This window comes from Rhodopirellula sp. J20-39 (genome assembly GCF_057365095.1).
Genome location: NZ_CP195123.1, coordinates 1,546,022 through 1,565,202 on the forward strand (window position 1 = coordinate 1,546,022; position 19,181 = coordinate 1,565,202).

15 protein-coding genes are annotated in these 19,181 nt (G+C 53.9%); 7 read left to right on the forward strand and 8 right to left on the reverse strand.

Going from position 1 to position 19,181, the window contains the following annotated elements; all coding sequences use genetic code 11:
- Nucleotides 1–93 precede the first annotated feature (93 nt).
- Together ACR3ZL_RS05635 and ACR3ZL_RS05640 are read right to left on the reverse strand one after the other, a co-directional pair.
- A complete protein-coding gene (locus ACR3ZL_RS05635) occupies nt 94–531 on the reverse strand; it encodes a cold shock domain-containing protein (protein WP_473648864.1) in 438 nt (145 codons plus the stop codon).
- 43 nt (nt 532–574) lie between these two features.
- A complete protein-coding gene (locus tag ACR3ZL_RS05640; RefSeq protein WP_473648863.1) occupies nt 575–1,417 on the reverse strand; it encodes a YqgE/AlgH family protein in 843 nt (280 codons plus the stop codon).
- Nucleotides 1,418–1,607: 190 nt separating this feature from the next.
- Here ACR3ZL_RS05640 and pdxH point away from each other — a divergent pair, with 190 nt between their 5' ends.
- Both pdxH and ACR3ZL_RS05650 read left to right on the forward strand, forming a co-directional pair.
- A complete protein-coding gene (gene pdxH / locus ACR3ZL_RS05645) occupies nt 1,608–2,264 on the forward strand; it encodes a pyridoxamine 5'-phosphate oxidase (RefSeq protein WP_473648862.1) in 657 nt (218 codons plus the stop codon).
- Between the two features lie 10 nt (nt 2,265–2,274).
- Nucleotides 2,275–2,832 (forward strand): DUF4416 family protein, encoded by a 558-nt coding sequence (locus tag ACR3ZL_RS05650; RefSeq protein WP_473648861.1) that lies wholly within the window; start codon nt 2,275–2,277, stop codon nt 2,830–2,832.
- A gap of 98 nt (nt 2,833–2,930) precedes the next feature.
- On the opposite strand, the gene ACR3ZL_RS05655 is transcribed toward ACR3ZL_RS05650, so the two are convergent.
- The gene (locus tag ACR3ZL_RS05655) at nt 2,931–5,219 is read right to left on the reverse strand and encodes an AMP-binding protein (protein WP_473648860.1); all 2,289 of its coding nucleotides are present in this window, start codon (nt 5,217–5,219) and stop codon (nt 2,931–2,933) included.
- Nucleotides 5,220–5,459: 240 nt separating this feature from the next.
- Between ACR3ZL_RS05655 and ACR3ZL_RS05660 the strand changes: the two genes are divergently transcribed.
- Entirely contained in the window at nt 5,460–6,176 is a 717-nt protein-coding gene (locus tag ACR3ZL_RS05660) for a YceH family protein (protein ID WP_473648859.1), read from the forward strand.
- 113 nt (nt 6,177–6,289) lie between these two features.
- Here ACR3ZL_RS05660 and ACR3ZL_RS05665 read toward each other — a convergent pair whose 3' ends face one another.
- From ACR3ZL_RS05665 to ACR3ZL_RS05675, 3 genes are all read right to left on the reverse strand, one after another.
- Nucleotides 6,290–7,894: an ABC transporter permease gene (locus ACR3ZL_RS05665; protein ID WP_473648858.1), complete on the reverse strand. Its 1,605-nt coding sequence runs from the start codon at nt 7,892–7,894 to the stop codon at nt 6,290–6,292.
- 108 nt (nt 7,895–8,002) lie between these two features.
- On the reverse strand, nt 8,003–9,358 hold the full coding sequence (locus tag ACR3ZL_RS05670; protein ID WP_486173264.1) for a sensor histidine kinase: 1,356 nt from the start codon (nt 9,356–9,358) through the stop codon (nt 8,003–8,005).
- A 235-nt stretch (nt 9,359–9,593) separates the two neighbouring features.
- Nucleotides 9,594–10,181, reverse strand: coding sequence for a response regulator (locus ACR3ZL_RS05675; RefSeq protein ID WP_473648856.1), 588 nt, complete (start codon nt 10,179–10,181; stop codon nt 9,594–9,596).
- A 660-nt stretch (nt 10,182–10,841) separates the two neighbouring features.
- Here ACR3ZL_RS05675 and ACR3ZL_RS05680 point away from each other — a divergent pair.
- Both ACR3ZL_RS05680 and ACR3ZL_RS05685 read left to right on the forward strand, forming a co-directional pair.
- Nucleotides 10,842–13,289, forward strand: a complete 2,448-nt coding sequence (locus ACR3ZL_RS05680) for a DUF1588 domain-containing protein (protein ID WP_473648855.1) — start codon at nt 10,842–10,844, stop codon at nt 13,287–13,289.
- Between the two features lie 12 nt (nt 13,290–13,301).
- Nucleotides 13,302–14,642 (forward strand): DUF1552 domain-containing protein, encoded by a 1,341-nt coding sequence (locus ACR3ZL_RS05685; protein ID WP_473648854.1) that lies wholly within the window; start codon nt 13,302–13,304, stop codon nt 14,640–14,642.
- Between the two features lie 132 nt (nt 14,643–14,774).
- Here ACR3ZL_RS05685 and ACR3ZL_RS05690 read toward each other — a convergent pair whose 3' ends face one another.
- A complete protein-coding gene (locus ACR3ZL_RS05690; protein WP_486173265.1) occupies nt 14,775–16,532 on the reverse strand; it encodes a LamG domain-containing protein in 1,758 nt (585 codons plus the stop codon).
- Nucleotides 16,532–17,236 (reverse strand): sigma-70 family RNA polymerase sigma factor, encoded by a 705-nt coding sequence (locus ACR3ZL_RS05695; protein WP_473648851.1) that lies wholly within the window; start codon nt 17,234–17,236, stop codon nt 16,532–16,534. The genes ACR3ZL_RS05690 and ACR3ZL_RS05695 overlap by 1 nt, the downstream gene beginning before the upstream one ends.
- A 239-nt stretch (nt 17,237–17,475) precedes the next feature.
- Between ACR3ZL_RS05695 and ACR3ZL_RS05700 the strand changes: the two genes are divergently transcribed.
- Together ACR3ZL_RS05700 and ACR3ZL_RS05705 are read left to right on the forward strand one after the other, a co-directional pair.
- A complete protein-coding gene (locus ACR3ZL_RS05700) occupies nt 17,476–18,702 on the forward strand; it encodes a DUF1559 family PulG-like putative transporter (RefSeq protein ID WP_486173266.1) in 1,227 nt (408 codons plus the stop codon).
- A gap of 152 nt (nt 18,703–18,854) precedes the next feature.
- Nucleotides 18,855–19,037 (forward strand): hypothetical protein, encoded by a 183-nt coding sequence (locus ACR3ZL_RS05705; protein WP_473648850.1) that lies wholly within the window; start codon nt 18,855–18,857, stop codon nt 19,035–19,037.
- The last annotated feature ends 144 nt before the right edge of the window (nt 19,038–19,181 follow it).

A 19,181-nucleotide genomic window follows, 5' to 3' on the forward strand; every position in this document is an offset into this window, starting at 1 on the left:
TCTGGCGAACTCAGACTAGGCACAAAAAAACGCGAAGCTGTGTGCTTCGCGTTGCTCGAATCTGTGGTCGTTGTTTGCCCTTTTCGAGGGCGTCTACTGGTTGTCCCGCCAGGTCGGACGTTTCCGACGCGCTTTCGGATGATGGAAAGTGAACTCAAAGGGAGCATCGCTGGCCTTCAGCTTGCGTCCGGCTGGCCGATCCGTAGGACGGACGACTTTGGCTCGCAGCTTTTGATTTTCTTCGTAGTGGTCGTCATCCAGTTCAAACTCGACGTACATCTCGACCTGCGGACGTAGATTCTGTTCGGAATCCCACGCCATTTTATGAAAGAAGACGTCTTCGCGGAAATCCTCAGCTTGAATGAAGCCGAATTCGCCGTCTTCCTTCATGAACTTGATTTCGCCTAGCCGTTTCTTTTGAATTCGAAAAGGCTTCTCTTTCTCTTCGTCTCCGCGTTTGCGGCGATCGTCGTTCGGTTTCCGATCGCCACGGTTGTTCGACGAAAATCCAGAGAGCGGTCGGTGTGACACTTTGATTTCACAATGAGGACAGGAAGGGAATCTGCACGCGAGCTTAATTCAACATGTGTGCATCGGCAACGTGTGAAGTGCCTAACCAGCGCGATAGACTGCTGGATGTCGCCCGGCGGATCAGTGCAGGCCATAAAAGTCCATCATCGGTCCACAAAATGTCGCTCGTTGCGGGGACCCGATGCCAAATACCTTCAGCAATCTCTTGATTCAATTGATCCTGGGTCCAACCGAGGTGGCCGATAATCAACCGGTAGGGATGCGATTGGTCGTTTTGCATCAAGGCTTCAAGATGATCGCGTTGAGCTGCCATGAAAACGCCCTCGCCCGCTTCCGCTTCACCCAATTCAGGGGAACCATGGATTGCCACGATTGGTCCTGATAGGGGGCCCCCGAAATGGAGCGACTTGCCAGCCAGGATCTTTCCCGCGTCGAGATCACCCGCAGGTCCTACTACTTTGACGAACGCAGGGTGCCCACCACCAGGTGAAGTCGCTGGTGTTTTGGTGCCCGGTGTCTTAACGCCCGACGTTGTGGTGCTGGGCGAGACCAAATCACGAAGCCGGTTTGACTTGGGCAATCGTCCATTTTGAGGCTGATTGGTCGCTGTAGGCTGTGTTGGATGGGAAATGCCGGATTGGGTCTGTTCGTCGGCTTTTTCCCTTAATGTAGGATCGGCCAAAGAGGAATCGGCCGGCAAATTGGGGCTGGTTTTCTGCTGACCGTCGTCCACCAAAACCTGCGCAAGCTGCAACGGGCGGTTCAGCATTAGCGCAATCGCATTCTCGGCATCCTCATGAACCAATAGGCACACACTTTGGTTCAGCACCGTGCCGTCAACGATCGTAGAAGCGACCAGCAGGTCACCCACTCGCGAATTTCGCATTTCAAACCTAAGTAGAAGAGAGAACCGAGTTGATGCCACGTTGGCAGCAACCAATCTTTGTACATAGACAAGGCAACCGGCGCGCCAAAGTCGCCGTTCGGATTGGGCCCGATGCCGTTTTTGGTTACTTTTCGTTAGAATTGGGCGTTAATCGCATCTCGATTCATATTCAAACCCACGCAAACGCACCATGTCCGAAACACGCATCGATCAAATGCGAAAAAATTACACGCTCGGCGGTCTCTTAGAACAAGACGCCCATGCGGACCCGATGGTTCAGTTTCAAAAGTGGTTTGAAGAAGCACTCGCGGGCGAAATTCCGGCATGGTTCGAACCGAATGCGATGACGATTTCGACCGCATCACCCAATGGAGAAGTGACCAGTCGGACGGTCCTGTTAAAGGGAATTGAAGATGCCCAGTTCCTTTTTTTCACCAACTACGAATCGACCAAGGGAAAGCAAATCGCGGCCAACCCGAGGGTCTCGTTATGTTTATTTTGGCCGCATCTTCAACGACAAGTTTTGGTTGACGGTCACGCTGCGAAAATCAGTCGCGAACGATCACGGGAATACTTTCATTCTCGCCCGTATGCAAGCCAGTTGGGAGCGCATGCAAGCGTCCAATCATCCGTGGTTGAGTCTCGGGGGGTGCTGGAAAGTCGCATTGCTGAATTGGAAATGCAGTATCCCGAATCCGGCGAAGTGCCGCTGCCTGAACAATGGGGCGGCTACGCGGTGACGCCGGTCCAGATTGAGTTCTGGCAGGGCCGAACGAGTCGCTTGCATGATCGGCTGGTCTACTCCCGTAGCGGCGATTCCTGGTCGACCAAGCGTCTTTCTCCCTAGCACAAGCACTATGTCAGAACTCAGGTTGATTGAACCGGTCATTCGGTTTTGTGCGGTGATCTCGCGGCACGAAGAAGCTCATCAGTGGGCGATGGAGCGACTAACGAGTCGGTGGGGAAGTTCGGCCGAAACCAGCGTTGCGACAACGTTCGATCAAGGCGGATTCTATCGCGAGTCGATGGGGAACGATTTGACGAAAGTCCTGGTGGCCATGGATCCCATGACGGATCCTGCCGGCTTAGCTGATTGGAAGACGTTGACTAATCAATGGGAAGCGGAATATGCCGATCTGTCGGATCACGCGGAAGAGCGTCCGCTGAACCTGGATCCCGGTTACATCACGCAAGCGAAGTTAGTTCTAGCTACGATTAAGGATCGGGACCACCGTTTGTATCTGCGTGAAGGAATCTTTGCGGAAGTCACGCTGAACTACATGGGCGGCAAATGGATTCATCACCGTTGGACGTATCCCGATTACCGGACCGAGGAGGTGGCCGAATTTGCGATGCAGTGTCGGCAACGACTTCGCAAGCATTTACAAGAGACCGGTCAATTTCGACGCGTCTGATTTACCTCAAGATGCACCTAATCGATTCAGCGGTAAGTTCGATCAAACGAACTTCTTGAAACGAAGGGACGATATCGGATTTTTGGGACGATCTTGCTTTAGGACGCAGTCGAGGATGTTTGCTGGACGGCCAAGTCTTTAACGCCCTTAAGGTCGAGTTTACCAGTGCCCAGCATTGGAATGGCGTCCACCCGATGGAAACCATCCGCACCCGGGATGAACAAGTTGGGTAGGCCGGCGGCGCGTAAGCCTTCACGCAGTTCGTCGATTGAGCGTGACGTGTCGGTGTGCAAGACGATCAACTTTTCGCCTTTCTTTTCGTCTGGAATTGCAGTCACACAAACTCGTAATTGATCGTCTTCGTCGCCTTCGACAAGTAACTTGGCGAGTTCCTCTTCCACTCGACCATGCGGAACCATTTCGCCGGCGATCTTTGAGAATCGGCTTAGGCGACCGGTGATGTGAAGAAAACCGTCTGCATCGAGGTGGGCGATGTCTCCGGTGCTGTACCAACCGTCGACGACGGCCTTCGCAGTCAGTTCATCTTTGCCCGCATAACCACGCATGACGTTCGGTCCGGTGACCATCAGCAACCCATCTTCTCCGGTTCCCATTTCAGTGCCATCGTCCGGTGAAAGAATGCGTGCGGATATACCTGGCATCGGACGTCCGACGCTGCCTTCGACGCGGTCGGGCTGATACTTCGCTTGCGATCGCGAAGGCGGGATATTCACGCTAACCAACGGGCTCATTTCAGTAGTCCCGTAACCTTCGACGGGGCGAACGCCAAACTTCTTTTCGAATGCATCAAACAAGTCCGGCGGCATCTTTTCGGCGCCGACCACGACCACGTCCAACGTTTCAAATTGTTCTTTTGGAACCCGGCGAATGTAACCGCGTAGGAACGTGGGCGTGCCCAGAAAGACGGTCGCCTTGTATTTCTCGGTCAGCTTGCCGATTTGCTTTGAGTCCAACGGATTGAAATGGTAGACCCCGGCACAACCCAATGTTTGGGCCGCCCATAAGGTGACCGCATATCCAAAGGAGTGGAAGAATGGCAGCACGCCCACCACAATATCTTCGCTGTTTAAGCGGATTGCTCGGTCGATCGCATCCACGTTATGGCTGACGTTGGCGTTGGAAAGCATGACGCCTTTGGGCATGCCGGTCGAACCGCTGGTGAAGATCACTGTTAACAAGTCATCCGCTTGAACCTGATTCAGACCCAAAATACGTTCGAGCAACCATGCTGGGACAACGGTTGCCTGCAGGAACGCGATGACCTTATCGGCGGTGGAGACTTTGGTTTTGAGCTGGTCCAGCGAAACGATTTCCGCATCCAGTTTGACATCGATCTTTTCTAAAAAGCGATCGCTGGTCAGGACATGTTTGATCCCGATGTCGGCGATGCAGTGATTCATGACCTCGCTGGTGACGGTGTAGTTCAGATTAGCGCTGATACGACGGTCTGCCGCCAACGCTACGTTGACCGCAACGGCACCGACACTGGGCGGTAAAAGAACACCGACATACTTTTCGTCGTTGGTGAACACTTCACGACGCAGACATCGACGCAGTGCGAGTGTTCGGATCAGCAAGGTTCGGCCGCCCGCTTCCACACCGGTTGTGTCGGCCGCTTGCATTCGTTTGCCGCGGTGTCGCCAGGCTCGCAATGCACGTGTGGCTAGAACGGGAAGTTCTTTTCGGTTGTCGACTTGAGCTTGCGATCCCAGTGATTGAACTCGGGTGCGGACTAGACTGATCGGTGTGTCGACGGGCATGGGCTTGCCGACGTAAAGTGTGATCGTACGTCGAAACTTGGTCGGCCATTTTTTGAAAAATCGGCCGCCTGAAAAACTGAAGATGCTGCCCCACATTCCTTCGATATGGACTGGAAGAATTTGGGCATCGGTCTTTTGTAAGATCTTGGTCATCCCGGGCTTGAATGCCTGAAGCTGCCCCGTTCGTGTGATGGTTCCTTCGGCGAAAATGCCGACGATGTCGCCGTTATTAAGGCCCTCGCGTGCGGACCGAATGGCTCGACCAATCGATTTGGGGCCGCCCATCATCAAGATGGTCCCAAAAGCGCCGGCAAGGTAATCCGCAAGTTTGGATTTAAAATTGCCTCCGTCGACGACAAACCGCACGTTCCGCGGCAGGAGCCACAAAATCAGAATTCCATCGATCCAAGAAATGTGGTTGCTGACCAGCAAGCAGCCACCTTCGGCTGGCAAGTTTTCCAGTCCGACGGTGCGGCCGCGATAGAACACTTCCAGAAATGGTCGGAAGAGGCAGCGGACGAATAACCTAGGCATTTTTACTGCCATGAAGACAGCAACGGCTAGAACCAACGCGATCAGACACAATACAGCGGTCAGCGTATTCAACGAAAATGCTCCCAAACAACAATCAATTGCAAACCGGGCGAACCACCCAAAGCGGGATGATACCCCTGAAGTGCCCCTCGCGCAGAGGGCGAAGCGCCCGAAAACAGCTTCCAGCAGCGATAATTGTATGGTGAACCCGCACCAAACGGCTAAGCAGCACCGCTACCCGGTCCCCGTCTTGGGATGCTAACATCGGTTGACGAGCTTTCATTCCGTATTGCAAACAGGCAGTCTTCATCCATGAGTGACGATTCCCCAACCCCGGATGCCGAATCGGCCTCCAAACCGCCCGCCCGTCCGATCACTGCGATCGCCCGCCGCTGCTTAGGCGTTCTTGTCGAAAAGGCTAAGACCACACCTGACAATTATCCGCTGTCGTTGGCTGGAATCATCACCGGATGCAATCAGAAATCCAATCGTGACCCCAAGATGGACGTCGACGAAGGGGACGCGTTGCGGGCTTTGGATGAACTTCGCGAGGCCGGTGCTGTTCGCGAAATCCAGGGAAGCGGCCGGGTTACGAAGTATCGACATGCGGCCTACGAGTGGTTTGATGTCGATAGCCCTGGATCCGCCATCATGACGGAGTTGCTGCTGCGTGGTCCTCAAACGCTCGGAGAGATCCGCACGCGAGCCAACCGGATGCACCCGTTCGTGGATCTCACGGCGACTCAGGCAGAGATCGATACGCTGATTTCCAAAGGGCTTGTCGAAGCAATCACGCCAGCGGGACGGGGCCAGACGTTTGCGCATTGTCTGTATACACCGACCGAGCGACAGCATTTGGCCGCCAAAGTCGAAAAACGAGCTGCAACCGAATCACCGACTCCGGCCAGTCCGGCTTCGCCAGGTTCAATGGCCAATGAGAGTCGCATCGACAAAATTCAGAGCCGACTTGATGAAGTCACCGCCCGATTGGAAGCTCTCGAAGCCAAGTTAGCTGACTTGGAATCCTAAGAGGATTGGAGTCCAGGCAGGAATTCGCGTCTGGCACGCGTAGTCGCTTCGAATTCATCGAGCAAGCACGAGCCGCCTCGGACGATCGGGCGAGCGATGAACTTAACGAACCTTCACGCCGACTTGGCTTGTTCCGCTAGGACGGCTTGGGGTGTTGCGGTACGCATGGCAAGTGCCCGCCGTCCCACACCCGCTATCGCGATCAAAAAGCCGATGATCAATCCGCCCACGGCAACCTCGTTGACCCAGTACAGTTTGCTGTTGTCGAAGATCGTACCGAGGGTCCAAACCCAATTCGTGATCTGCCAAGCGGAGTAGGAATACGGGCGATAGTCGTTGTAATGCAGTCCAATCGAATAGGGCACCAACGACGACAACACGCCCACGGCGATCAGCGCGGCCAGACCCACTTCGACTCGTGGATGGTTATTGATTCTTAATATCGCCACGATCCAGCGTACTAAGACTAGGAAGACAACCAAGTAGCTGCTGTACGCCAAAACGGCGTGTCGCAGGATGTCGAAGTCGCGAGCCCGCATCACGCTACCGATGTCTTGCATTCGCTCGATCGCAACAAACGTCGCAATTAAAAGCGTGATGACGCCCAAACAAGCGAACACCAAACCCGTGGCAGGCCCCGGGGTGAAAAAGACCAACAGCAATCGACTGGCAAAATTGCCAGGCAATTCACGCTGAATTCGTGGCGTCACCACATCGGATTCCGCTGCCATCATCGAACCGGCGAACGTCCACAACAGCCCCATGATCATCAACGACGGGAAGAACACGGCTAGCACTTCATCGTCGCCCGCCATCCACTCAATGGCAAACGCGTTGATGGCCATCACCAATGCCGTCAACATCAACAACGCCCACCGAATTCCACTACTGCGGTTTTCGCTTTCGGGCGTCAGCATGGACGCAGTCGTCGTTAGCAGCAAATGACTCACCGACACGGCCAAGATCGACGCCGAAACCAACAAAAGCACAGTCCACTGCGTCGACATCGGATTGCCATAAGTGATCATGCCAATGATGGCAAAACTTATGAGGTAAGCCACCAACAGCAGCACGCCCAGCACGACCAACAGCGTGCTGATCCGTCCAGTGCGACCGCGAGCCAACGGGGCGAATGCAAGTGCAACAACGGTTAACGTCAATGCCGTCACGATCAGTGTCGACATCATGAATGCCAGCGTTGGCAAATCAACGCCTCGCAACGTGTATGCGTAGGCGACGCAAGGAAATAAGGCGACTAGATACAGCATCATTTGCAGTGATGCACTGGCCAACTTACCCAACACAATCTGCCACGCACTTAACGCGGTGATGGAAAGCAGTTCGAGTGTGCCATCGTCGATTTCCGATTCAAGAGATCGATACGCCGCCAGCGGTACGACAATCAGCATGGGCAGTGCCAGTACGACGTAGTACCCGATCAACATTCGCGGAGCGGACGGGGTCGTATAGATCAGCGGCATCAGCGACAAGCTACCGGCGACCGTCCAACCAAACGAAGCGATCAACAGCACCGAGAATGTGATGACGAATTGTCGACTTTTTAGGGCTTGGCGAGTTTCTTTGATCAGAATCGGGTTCATCTTGTCGCCAAGATACTCCGCCCAATCATCGAGTTTTTCTAACCAAGGGGCTGGGGTGACCGAGCCCGAGGGGGCGTCCGGCGACATTGTTTCGTTGGAGATCGCGGCGGTGCTCATGCGATAAGTTTACCGAAGTCAGAGGCCCGGGGCGACCTTTACAGCCAGAATCGGTCGCAGCCTTCCCTGCTCGTTCTTGTCACCGAGCCTACACGTTGCTTTCGCGTGTCACCAAGCAAGCGTCGCTACGCAACCGGCCAGAGCTGATTGCAGCTCAATCGTACCGTTATGAAGTTCCATGATCCGCTGGACACGACAAAGTCCAAGTCCGAGTCCCCGCCCCGCTTCTCGGCCGCTGAAGTACGGATCGAATGCCTTGCTGGCTTGTTCGGCCGTGATTCCCGGACCACTATCGCAAACCCGGATTTGCCAAGTTTGGGACTCCGCTGTACCGGATTCCGCTGTATGGGCAATCGAATTCAGATGAATCTCCACCGTCCCGTCCATGCCAATCGCGTCGATTGAGTTTTGAATCAATGACACGATAACGTCGCCAATCATTTCCGGGTCGCCGTTGGCCACTACAGAATCAATGTTTTGATCGACCAAGCAGCGGACTTGAATCGAACGCCGATTCGCGACCGCGGCAACCGATTCGATTGCGACGTCGATTCGAGACCGCAAATCAAATGCCTGTCGGTGGGGCTTTGGAGGATTAGCGTAGAACATCAGGTCCGCGATCATCGCATGAGCACGATATGTTTGATCAATGATCCGCTGGAGTGATTCAAGCTGGTCGGCGTTTTTCGTGCGACGCATCAAAGATTCGGCGCGGGTCGCGATGTTTGCTAATGGATTGTTAATTTCATGGCTAAGCCCGTAGGCCAGCGTGTGCGCCAAATCTCGTTTCGCCACGTCAATCGCCGTGGCCAATGAATCGGAGGTCAAGGCGTCCGCATCCACTTGTTCAACCAGTCGATTGATCATCTGGTGCGCGGATGCTCGATTGGGTGATTCCGCTGTTGAATTGCGATCGTCAACGAGCCGTCCATGTGATGCCAGTCGAGAGGTCGCTGCGTGACCGCCGCCGGCTTCAATCCATACTCCTGATTGTTCGATCCATCGCCCAATCGGCAATGTTCGGAAATACTGATCCAATTCGGCGAAACGCTCCCACCGTGTATCAGCATCCGACCCAGAGGGACATTCCAACCAGTCCGTTGACCGCCAAATGGCACGAACATGACGACACCAGTGGTCAGCCAATCGCGAGAGCCGAAACTCATCAAGATGTGGAGTGTCCGGCTGGTCATCGGCTAGATCAGTTGATGCGTTGATCCAGTGGAAGGTAGCCGCGATCGCAAACGATGGATCGGTCGACATGGCATCGGCGACCAAGTCCGCAGCAGCGGATCGTCGATCGACGGATTCGGTAATCGCCGCGACGGATGTCGCCGCGAGTGGCAACCAAAACGTTGACGAACTGCAGCGAATCGCGGGCAACCAGCCACTGAATGCAGTGGTGGTAGGACGATTATTCGACGCGACAGCCCGAGACCGGAGATGCGTTTGTGGGCGTTGCAACACGAGGCCTTCCTTTCGTTCGGCTTGCGCACATTTCGTACGGCAGAGCCGCTAGTTTGAAGAACTGCCGCTCAACGGTGTCGCTGACAGCAGCACTCCGCACTGTCAAGCAATCCTATTGACTGTTTGACACTGCTGGTCGTGCGTTATTGCTGATACGAGTATCACCGATACGCGAGCGGCTCGAAACGAAAATTTCGAACCTTGCGATCACAATGCGAGTTGCTGAAGTTGATCAGCCGATCACGCCGCGTTCCATTTCAAGCAAGTCACAAGCTCGTCCGACGAGATCGTCGATCGAAAATGGTTTTTGCATGAAATCGTTCGCACCGGCGGCTTTCAAACCGTCGACTTTGGAATGCTCTACCATACCGGAGATGCATAAAATTTTGACCGAGTCCATGGAAGGATCGCTCCGCACTCGCTGGCAAACTTCTTTACCGTTAATGTCCGGTAGCATCACGTCCAAGACGACCAGGTCAGGTCGGAATTCCTTCACGCCCATGCCGGCATCAAAGCCATTGTTGGCGGTGCGGATTTCGAACCGACCATCGCGTTGGAAACCATCTTGCATCAGGTCAACTAAGTCTTGATCGTCATCGACAATTAAGAGCTTTTTCTTGCCGCTTTCAAGAGCATCGGTGGGGATGCCATTGTCCTTCATGAACAGAAATAGGTGTTCACGCGGGATGCGACGGAACTTGCTTCCAGGGACACGAAATCCCTTCAGCGAACCGTTATCAAAGCAACGGATAATTGTTTGTTGGCTAACCTTGCAAATTTTTGCGGCTTCGCCTGTCGTAAATACTGTCTTAGTGGTCATGGCCGGAACCATCCTCCCTGTGGGGTAGTACCATTACCTAAAAGAGAGAAGATCGGGTCGACCTACCTTCACTCGGTCACTTCGTTTAGCAAAACCTCGGCCACGATGCACTAGCACTTAGCTCATCTAGTCGAGCTGGCAGCCCTAGACCTCTAAAGCTTCGCATATCCCGCGGCTGGTTGCAAACAACGCGATGCCCGCAGGCCTCGTGATGTTCGCAAGGCTCGCCTTGCACGCAAGGTTCGTGACATCCGCGAATGCTGCAGTCGCCCTTGTTTGCCTGTTTTGCCAGACGTGAGGAATGATAGCGTTTTGGCAATCTGGGTCAAGATTGATCTAGGGGGGCTCTGGATGAACGCATTGGGTGGGTTCTTGGTAGCCGAACTGGCGGTACGTCGTCGCGGTAAAGCGTGGGCATCCAACGGGAGACGCGGCAGCCCAAATCCCTGGGTTCAGGACCGGTTTCGCTGTTCTTGGCGTGCGACGATTCCTGACGCGAAAACCATCAATCCACCGTGGTTTGAAACAACAAAGACTAGCAATTAGGTAGCCGAAACCTATAATGTCAGTCCCTCCCCAGCTAATTCGCGTTGCCGCCCTGGCAAGTCCCACCGCTGATTTAGCTGCCCCATCCTTCCCATGATCGACAAGCATTTCGCTATGAAGCTGAGATCTTTGATCTTATCGATCGCTGCTGCCGCAGGCCTTTGGTCGATGTTTGCGGCCCCAGATTCGGTTTTCGCCGTGACTGTTGCTGCTCAAGAGGATGAACAGGACACTGCCGTTGAAGATTCCAACGAGCCGACCGATGAAGCTCGTCGCAAGATTGGCGAGAAGATCTTTCAGACGCAGTGTGCAACGTGTCATGGAACGGTCGGACAAGGCAACGAAGATTTTTACCCGGATCCGCTGGTCGGTGATTCATCGATAGGCGAGTTGTCACAGTTGATTGGTGACACAATGCCGGAGGAAGATCCTGAACTGTGTGAGGGTGAGGATGCACGGGCTGTTGCGACGTATATCCATCACGCGTTTTACAGCGAAGCTGCCCAGTTGCGTAACCGACCGCCGCGTCGGGTTTTGCAACGAATGACGGGCAATCAACTTCGCAACAGCTTGATGGACCTGTATTCCCATTTCGGTGGTCGCGTTGATGATCGCTGGAAAAAACGCGTGACGCAAAATGGTGTGAAAGCCAGTTACTACAACGGGAAGCACGCCAAGCAGGAGCAGCGGAAGTTTGACGGGAACGTCGATGTTATCGATTTCGACTTTAAACTCGACGGACCACGTCATCCCGATGGCACAGACCTCGGAATTGATGGCAGTGAATTTCTGGCCCGTTTCGAAGGTGGGCTTCGAGTCGACAATTCGGGCCGCCATGAAATTGTGGTGCGCAGCGATAGCTCATTTGAAATGTCTTTTGGGCACTGGCGAAATGTTTTGATCGACAATCATGTCCAGTCCGCCGGTCGTAACGAGTTTCGGCGCACGGTGTGGTTGGCCGCTGGCTATGTCTATCCATTCAAGATTTCACTGACCCAACGCAAACGCAAAGGTGAAACGCCACCCTCGAACATCTCATTGGCTTGGGTGCCGCCTGGTGGTGTGGAAGAGATCATTCCAGCATCGCAAATGATTCCGGGCTGGATGCCGCCAACTGGTCGGATCGAAACCAAGATGCCGCCGGACGATCGCAGTTATGGGTTTGAACGAGGCATCAGCGTTGACGCAGCGTGGGACGATGCGGTCACTTCCGCCGCGATCGAATTTGCTCAACTCGCAGCGGATGAGCTTTGGCCAGACTATATCGACCGGCATAAGAAGGAAAAGAAACCACGACCGGAGTTGTTACGTCAATTCTTGACTGAATTGATGTGCGTTGCTCACCGAGGCGATGAGGCACAGGTGGGAACGAAGCCGACTCTTGACCGAGTTTTCTCCAAGACGGAAGACGAACTAGAAATTATCAAGTATGCGGTTCTGTTGACGGTCAAGTCACCTTGGTTTCTGTATCCGACCGTGAATTCCGATCGAACCCAATCATGGCAGAACGGTGCTCGGCTGGCGTTGACATTATTTGACTCGGTCCCGTCCGATCCATGGCTGACCGATGTCATCAAAAAGGATCACTTGAAGGACGCGAATCAAGTTCGACAGGTAACCCGTGAGTTGGTGACCGATCGCCGCGTTCGAGCGAAAGTCAGGGGGATGTTCCATCATTGGTTGGAATTGTCGATGGAGGACGATCTCCGTAAAGACGACGCTTTGTTCGCTGGCTTCGACGATAAGTTGGTCAGTGACCTACGCCAGTCCTTGAACGCGTTTTTGGATGAAGTGGTTTGGAGTGAAGCGAGCGACTTTCGGTTGTTGTTGAATGCGGATTGGTCTTTGACGACCCCGCGGATTGCCGAGTTCTATGGCGATGCATGGCAACCTAGCGGCGACACGCTTAGCAATCCCGATATCCCACGAGTTCATCATCACTTTTCGCAAACGGTGCGTGATCCGCGAACCCACGTTGGTGTGCTGACTCACCCACTGGTGATGGCCAAGTTAGCCCATCACAAAGATACGTCGCCAATTCATCGAGGCGTGTTCTTGATTCGTCATGTCTTCGGACGCACGTTGCGGCCCCCGAATGCCGCTTTTGCTCCACTCAGTCCTGACCTGCATCCTGATCTAACGACCCGTGAGCGAGTTGCTTTGCAAACGAGTGCGGACAGTTGCCAGATATGCCACGTGAAGATCAATCCGTTGGGTTTCGCAATGGAGCAGTTCGACGCGGTTGGGCATTACCGAGAGCTTGAAGGCGATCGTCCTATTGACGCTTCCGGCTCATATTTAACTCGAAACGACGAACAAGTGCGTTTTCAGAATGCTCGGGAACTGGGCGATTACGTCGCCCACAGTGACGACGCGAGAAACGCGTTTGTCTCGAGAGTGTTTCAATATTTCACGAAGCAACCGATCGCCGCCTATGGCGTGAACCGGTTGGCTGAGCTTTCCAAGAAGTTTCAGGACTCGGGATACAACATCCGCGAACTGATTGTCGAAGTTGCCGTCATCGCAGCCCAGGACTCGTCGGTCCCAGGCGATCAAATCTAGGTGGAATTCAAAATGTCAAATCGCAGTTCACGACGTCGTTTCCTACGCAACGCGGGTATTAGTGCCGCGGCAGCGAACTTCGCTTGGAATCTTCCGAGCCTCGCCTTTGCTGGCCAGGCAAGTCGACGCCAACGTTTGATCATTGTGTTCAGCCCCAACGGTGTAATCCCCGAACACTTTTGGCCGGATCGGCCGGAACCCGGGAAACCGGGTAAGTTGGATTTCAAACGAATCTTGAAACCGCTGGAACCGTTTCGTGACCAGACAGTCACCATGCACGGTTTGTGCAACCAAATTCGAGGTGACGGCGATGGACACATGCGAGGCATTGGTTGCTTGCTGACCGGTGTGGAGTTGTTCCCAGGGGATGTGCAAGGCGGTAGTGACACTCCAGCGGGATGGTCACAGGGAATCAGTATTGATCAGTTTCTGAAGAATCGTTTGCAGGCTGATGCCGCGACTCGTACTCGGTTTGGTTCCCTCGAATTCGGCGTGCTGGTTCCTGAGCGAGCCGATACTTGGACCCGGATGTGCTACTCCGGACCCAATCAACCGGTCGCGCCGATCGACGATCCTTACAAAATGTTTGACAAGCTCTACGGGCAAGCGAAAAACCGTGAACTGTTGGCGAGCGTTTTGGACGACTTATCTGGCGACTTCCAAAAGTTGGAATCGATGATTAGTTCCGAGGATAGGCATCTACTGCGGCAGCATGTGGATTTGGTCCGCAAGGTTGAAAAGGAATTGAAGGTCGAACTGGAAACGCAAACGGATCGAATCGGTCATGCCGTTCCCGAGTTGCCGCCCAACGTCGAAGACCAGAACGACAACATGCCCGAGATCACTCGGATGCAAACCGAATTGTTAGTCAACGCGATGGCGGCTGACTTTGCTCGCGTTGCAACTTTCCAAATCACCAACAGTGTCGGCCAACCCAAGATGCGGTGGTTGGACATTCCCGAGGGCCATCACGGGTTATCGCACGAACCCGACAGCAATGCCGAATCGTACGAGAAACTAATTCGGATCAATACTTGGTATTGCGAGCAGGTGGCGCATTTGGCCAAACGTTTGAAAGAAACACCTGAACCAGGCGGCGAAGGCTCGATGCTCGACAATACGACGATCATCTGGACTAATGAACTAGGAAAAGGTAATTCGCACACTCGCGACAATATCCCGTTTGTTTTAGTGGGCGGCGGACTCGGGATTCCTGGTGATCAAGCACTCGACTTCGGACGAGTTTCGCACAACCGCTTCTTGCTAACGGTGGCGGAGCGAATGGGACATCCTCAGAATACCTTCGGTAACCCAGACTTCTGTGGCGATGGAGTGCTGACTGGATTGGGGTAGGCATGTATTCGCTGGTCTGGATCGTCCGCGAATGATTGATTAGGGACGCGTTTTCGGTGCACGCAGTTGTTTTTCATGCCCCCGTGAGGCGGAAGCAAATTCAGAGTCGACCAAGCAGAATCGTCCTCGAAACTACTGCGAGATCTTAGGAGCGTTTTTGCGCCCGGCAGCTTGGATATGGGTCTGAAGCTCTTCTGGTGAAAGGCAACGATCGTAGATAGCGACCTCATCGATCTGCCCAACGAATCGGCGTTCCGCCCTTGATCGGTAAAGTTGGCCAACCACGATTTGCAGGTCATTTTCCAACAACGTTGGGTCGGGTCGCTTTGCAGCAAGGCTTCCATCAATCCAGAGCGAAACCGTGTCGTTGTTTTTAGTTGCCGCTAAGTGTTGCCAGATTCGACCTTGGTAGGGTGCTTGCGCTGCCACGTTACTGCCATCGGTGGCGATCCCGGATGCCGGCGCGCGATGCACAAAGCGAAAAGTGTTTGGTCGGTGAATCTTCAGGTGGTTCTGAAAAAGTAGCGGCATTGTCGCCAAGGTTTCGATCATCAACCCATGGGAATAGCGGCCATCTTTCTCGCTGTCTTTTCGGTGCATGCAGAGCACTTCGCCGTGATGATACAGTTCCGGTTTGATCCACAATTCAAACGTGTATTCGGCAAGTGGTTTTGGCGGCCACAGTCCGGTGGCGTGAAAGCCAGAGGAGGCTCCCAGTTTGCCTAGTTCGGTAACTCGATTTTCACCGTACTGACGCCATCCGGGCTCGCCGATGATGGCCGCATCCATATTGGGTGTGCTGCCTTGGTTGGCGATGTGATGAGGGGACTGGACACTTTGTTCTTCGAACCGCCAATAGATGTTCGGTTTGGATGCGTGTACCGCGTCCTCGTAACGGTCACCCAAATTAAGTGGGTCAAACCCGGGCGAGCGAGTTGATACGAATTTGGACATCGATGCTTCGAGCATGATGACACCAAAATCGCCTTCCGACTCGGATGAGAATCGAACCGCTTCGCCTTCTGCCAATCGAATCGAGCTGGAGATGGATGTCGCTAGATAAGGTTGCACATCGGCCCGACCCGAGAACACATGGACTTCATTGAGCTTGTCGTTAGAAATTAAGCCAATTGAGCTTTGCCCATCGATGGATACGTCACCGATGGGGACGTTGATGATGACGTTGCCACTGCCTGTACCGAGCGACCGGACGGTAAGGCTTCCGTATCGCAAACCAAGCTGACCGTCGCCGCGAACAAACACTCCCGCGGGGCCTTCGAGCCGCACCAACGCTTCACCGGGTGTACCTTCGCCAATTCGAATCTCTGCAATCCCTTCGACAAGATTGAGCGTTTTGCCTAATTGAATTTGGCTTCCTGGCATTGGGATCGAATCGCTGGAAGGACGCCACACGCATGCAGTCATGGAAACCATCTGCGGCGAAGCAACGGGCAAGGTGATGCTCGCCGTGGTTTGTTCAACTGACAAACGCTTGGCAAATGACCAAGCCAGTGAGGCGATTAGAATGTTGCTTGCCACTAGAGCTAGCAGCCAGCCCAGGTTGTTGTTCTTCTGCGATGCGGTATGGCTGATCGCATTCGCGCCAATTGATTGGGGCTGGATCACAGATTGCGAAGGCTCGGAGGGGGTGCTGATTTCCGTCTTATCATTCAGCGCGGCGAACAATTCCCTGGCAACCGATGGCGAGTCCAGCGATCGCTGGTCATCGAGTAGACAGAGCTGATCAATCAAGGCGACTGCCTCTTCTGATCCGGCGACGGTTTGTGCCAGCAGATTAATCTCGGTGATTTCGGAATCACTCAAGGGCTCACGATGTGATTTCAGGATCAACTTGCGTAATGCGGCGAGGTCGCGATTGTCGGGTACCACTAGACTTCCTCAGCTAAGGAGCGTTCGACGCATCGGGAGAGAACACCGTGGACGCGGCTCAGTTCTCGATAAACAGCGTGCGATGATCGGCCTAGTCGATCGGCGATCTCTTTCACACTTAATCCGTCGTAATACCGGCGGCGTATCAGGGCGTTGTCGGCATCAGGTAGCTTTTTCAGGCAGCCACCTAATGCGGAATGCCGATCCCCGCATTCGCTGACAAATGGAAGAGCAGCGGATGCAAGATGCTCGATGGTTTCGTCGGAGAAGATCTTGACGCGTTTCAGGGTGTCGCGGTGTTTTAGCATTTCAAACCGAGCCACTTGGCATCCCCATGCAAGAAAATTATCGCCATCAAATTGCGAGTATTTCTGCCATAGGACCATGCATGTTCGTTGAAACACTTCCTCTGCGTCATCATGGCGATTCACGGTGATGATGCGAATAAACGACATCAGCCGACTCGAGTGAGTTGCCAACAACCGCACAAATTCGTCTTGTGAAGGTTCTTCGTTGATGGGTTTGATTTGTGCGTTGGAGAAATAGGTCGCCGGACTCGTGTCGGTGCAAGCAAAGCCAAAGGCCGAGCCGAAGTCGGAGTGCAAACCAAGGCAGCAGCGGCGGTTGAAAACGGACGGCGTGATTGGAGCGAGATCCGGATCAAGCAAGACCTGGAGTTCAGCAAGCAAAACTTGAATGCTCACGCACGCATCTACCCGCGAAACGAGCAAACTTTCGCGCGTTTTCTAATGCGGTTTCGAAGAAAGTTTCAGAATGAAGCTCTGGTAGCGTGAACAACAGCCAGAGATTTGATGGGAATCTGGGTTTTTGCGCAAAAGTTTCCCTCTAAGGCGGGATTATTGGTGACGCCCAATGACCGTAGTCGTTGGGAGTTCAGATGTTTTTTTTACGCTGTTCTATTTTTGAGTGTTAGGTGTTTCTCATGAGACGTAATCGGTTTGCATTTACCTTGGTTGAATTACTGGTGGTCATCGCGATCATTGGTGTGCTGGTCGGTTTGTTGCTTCCGGCCGTTCAAGCGGCACGTGAGGCGGCTCGCCGGATGAGCTGCAGCAACAACTTCAAGCAGCTTGGTTTGGCTGTTCACAACTACCATTCCGCTTACAAGAAGTTGCCCACCCAGGGTGGCGGTACAACGACGCTTGTCGGTAGTGCATCGGCCGGTGGCCTTGCTCAAACCGATGCCGATATCCCCACGGCTACCAACGCTTTGGAACTGAGCTGGCTGGTAGGGTTAACTCCGTTCATCGAACAGCAAGCTTTGTGGGAACAAATCTCCAACCCACGTTTGGTTCCCGGTAAGGCCAGCTTCCAATCGATGGGCCCAACGCCTCGGCGCCGACTGAACGATCACGCTGGTCGTGCTTACGATCCTTGGGTGACCGAAGTGCCTGGCTTCCGTTGCCCAAGTGACCCCGGAATCGGACTGCCCGCCTTCGCTCGCACGAACTACGCCGCCTGCATGGGGGATTCCTCGATCTATGTTCACGGTGGAAGGAAGGACAACGGCGACTGGAACAACAACGGACCCGAGCGGCAACGTGAATCATGCCGTGGTGTCTTCGTTTACCGCCAAGAGGCTCGGTTCCGCGACATCCTCGATGGCCTGTCTAACACGATCATGGCTGGCGAGATTGTTACCGACTTGGGTGACCGCGATAAAAGAACGCATCCAGCCTATGGAGCCTTCACGTCCTTCGTGGGTGAGGTTGGCACGAACCGAGCTTGTGACTCGTATGTAGATTCCGCTCGTCCCCAGTTCTGGGGTTCGGGGTTGGTGGAGACCGACTTCAACAACAGCATCGGCCCGCTAGGTGAAGTGAAGCGAGGCTTCAAGTGGGCGTTCGGTCGGATCCTGTTTTCTGGGATGAACACGACCGTTCCACCTAACGGTGCTTACTGTGGTGGCAGCCTTGGGCTAAGCGATGCAACGGCATCGGCAAGTAGCCGACACCAAGGCGGCGTTCACATCCTGATGGGTGATGGTGCAGTCAAGTTCGTGACCGACTCGATCGAAGCTGGCGACCAAGGCAGCGTTCATGTGGGCTGGCGTGGTCCTGCTCTACCTGCAGGCTCCGAAAGTCCCTTCGGGCTTTGGGGAAGTCTGGGCTCACGGGCTTACAAAGAAACGATCGAAGAAGAGTTCTAGTCGCATCGATCGCGACGATCGCCAGCGGGCTGGTATTGGCCCGCTGGCTTGGCCGCACATGTTTGGCCTGATTGGCTAGGTCCAGGACACTCAACTTGTGAGTGTCCTCGTTTTTAAACTCTCTGTCTGCATTAAGAGTCGGAATCAAGAAGATGAAATTACCTGCGTTTGTTGTCGCTTCGTTTGTTGTGCTGTTAGCGATTGTGGGTTGCGAGGATTCGAATTCGACGTCGCTGCCAATCGAAAAAAGTGCTCTCGATAAGTACGTCCAAGAGAATCCAGTAGAGCCGGTAACTGCTGATGACTTCGCAGAAGTCGAGGCTGTGGACAAATAGGCCGAAGTAGCGAAACATCAAACGTTCTAAACGCCACCGCCTATTGACGAAACGCATGGCCTCGTCACGAGACAAAATCGACCAAGGGCAAAACCACTATTGATGCTGCAAATGTCAATCTTTTGCGAAAAGAGGGAATGGCCG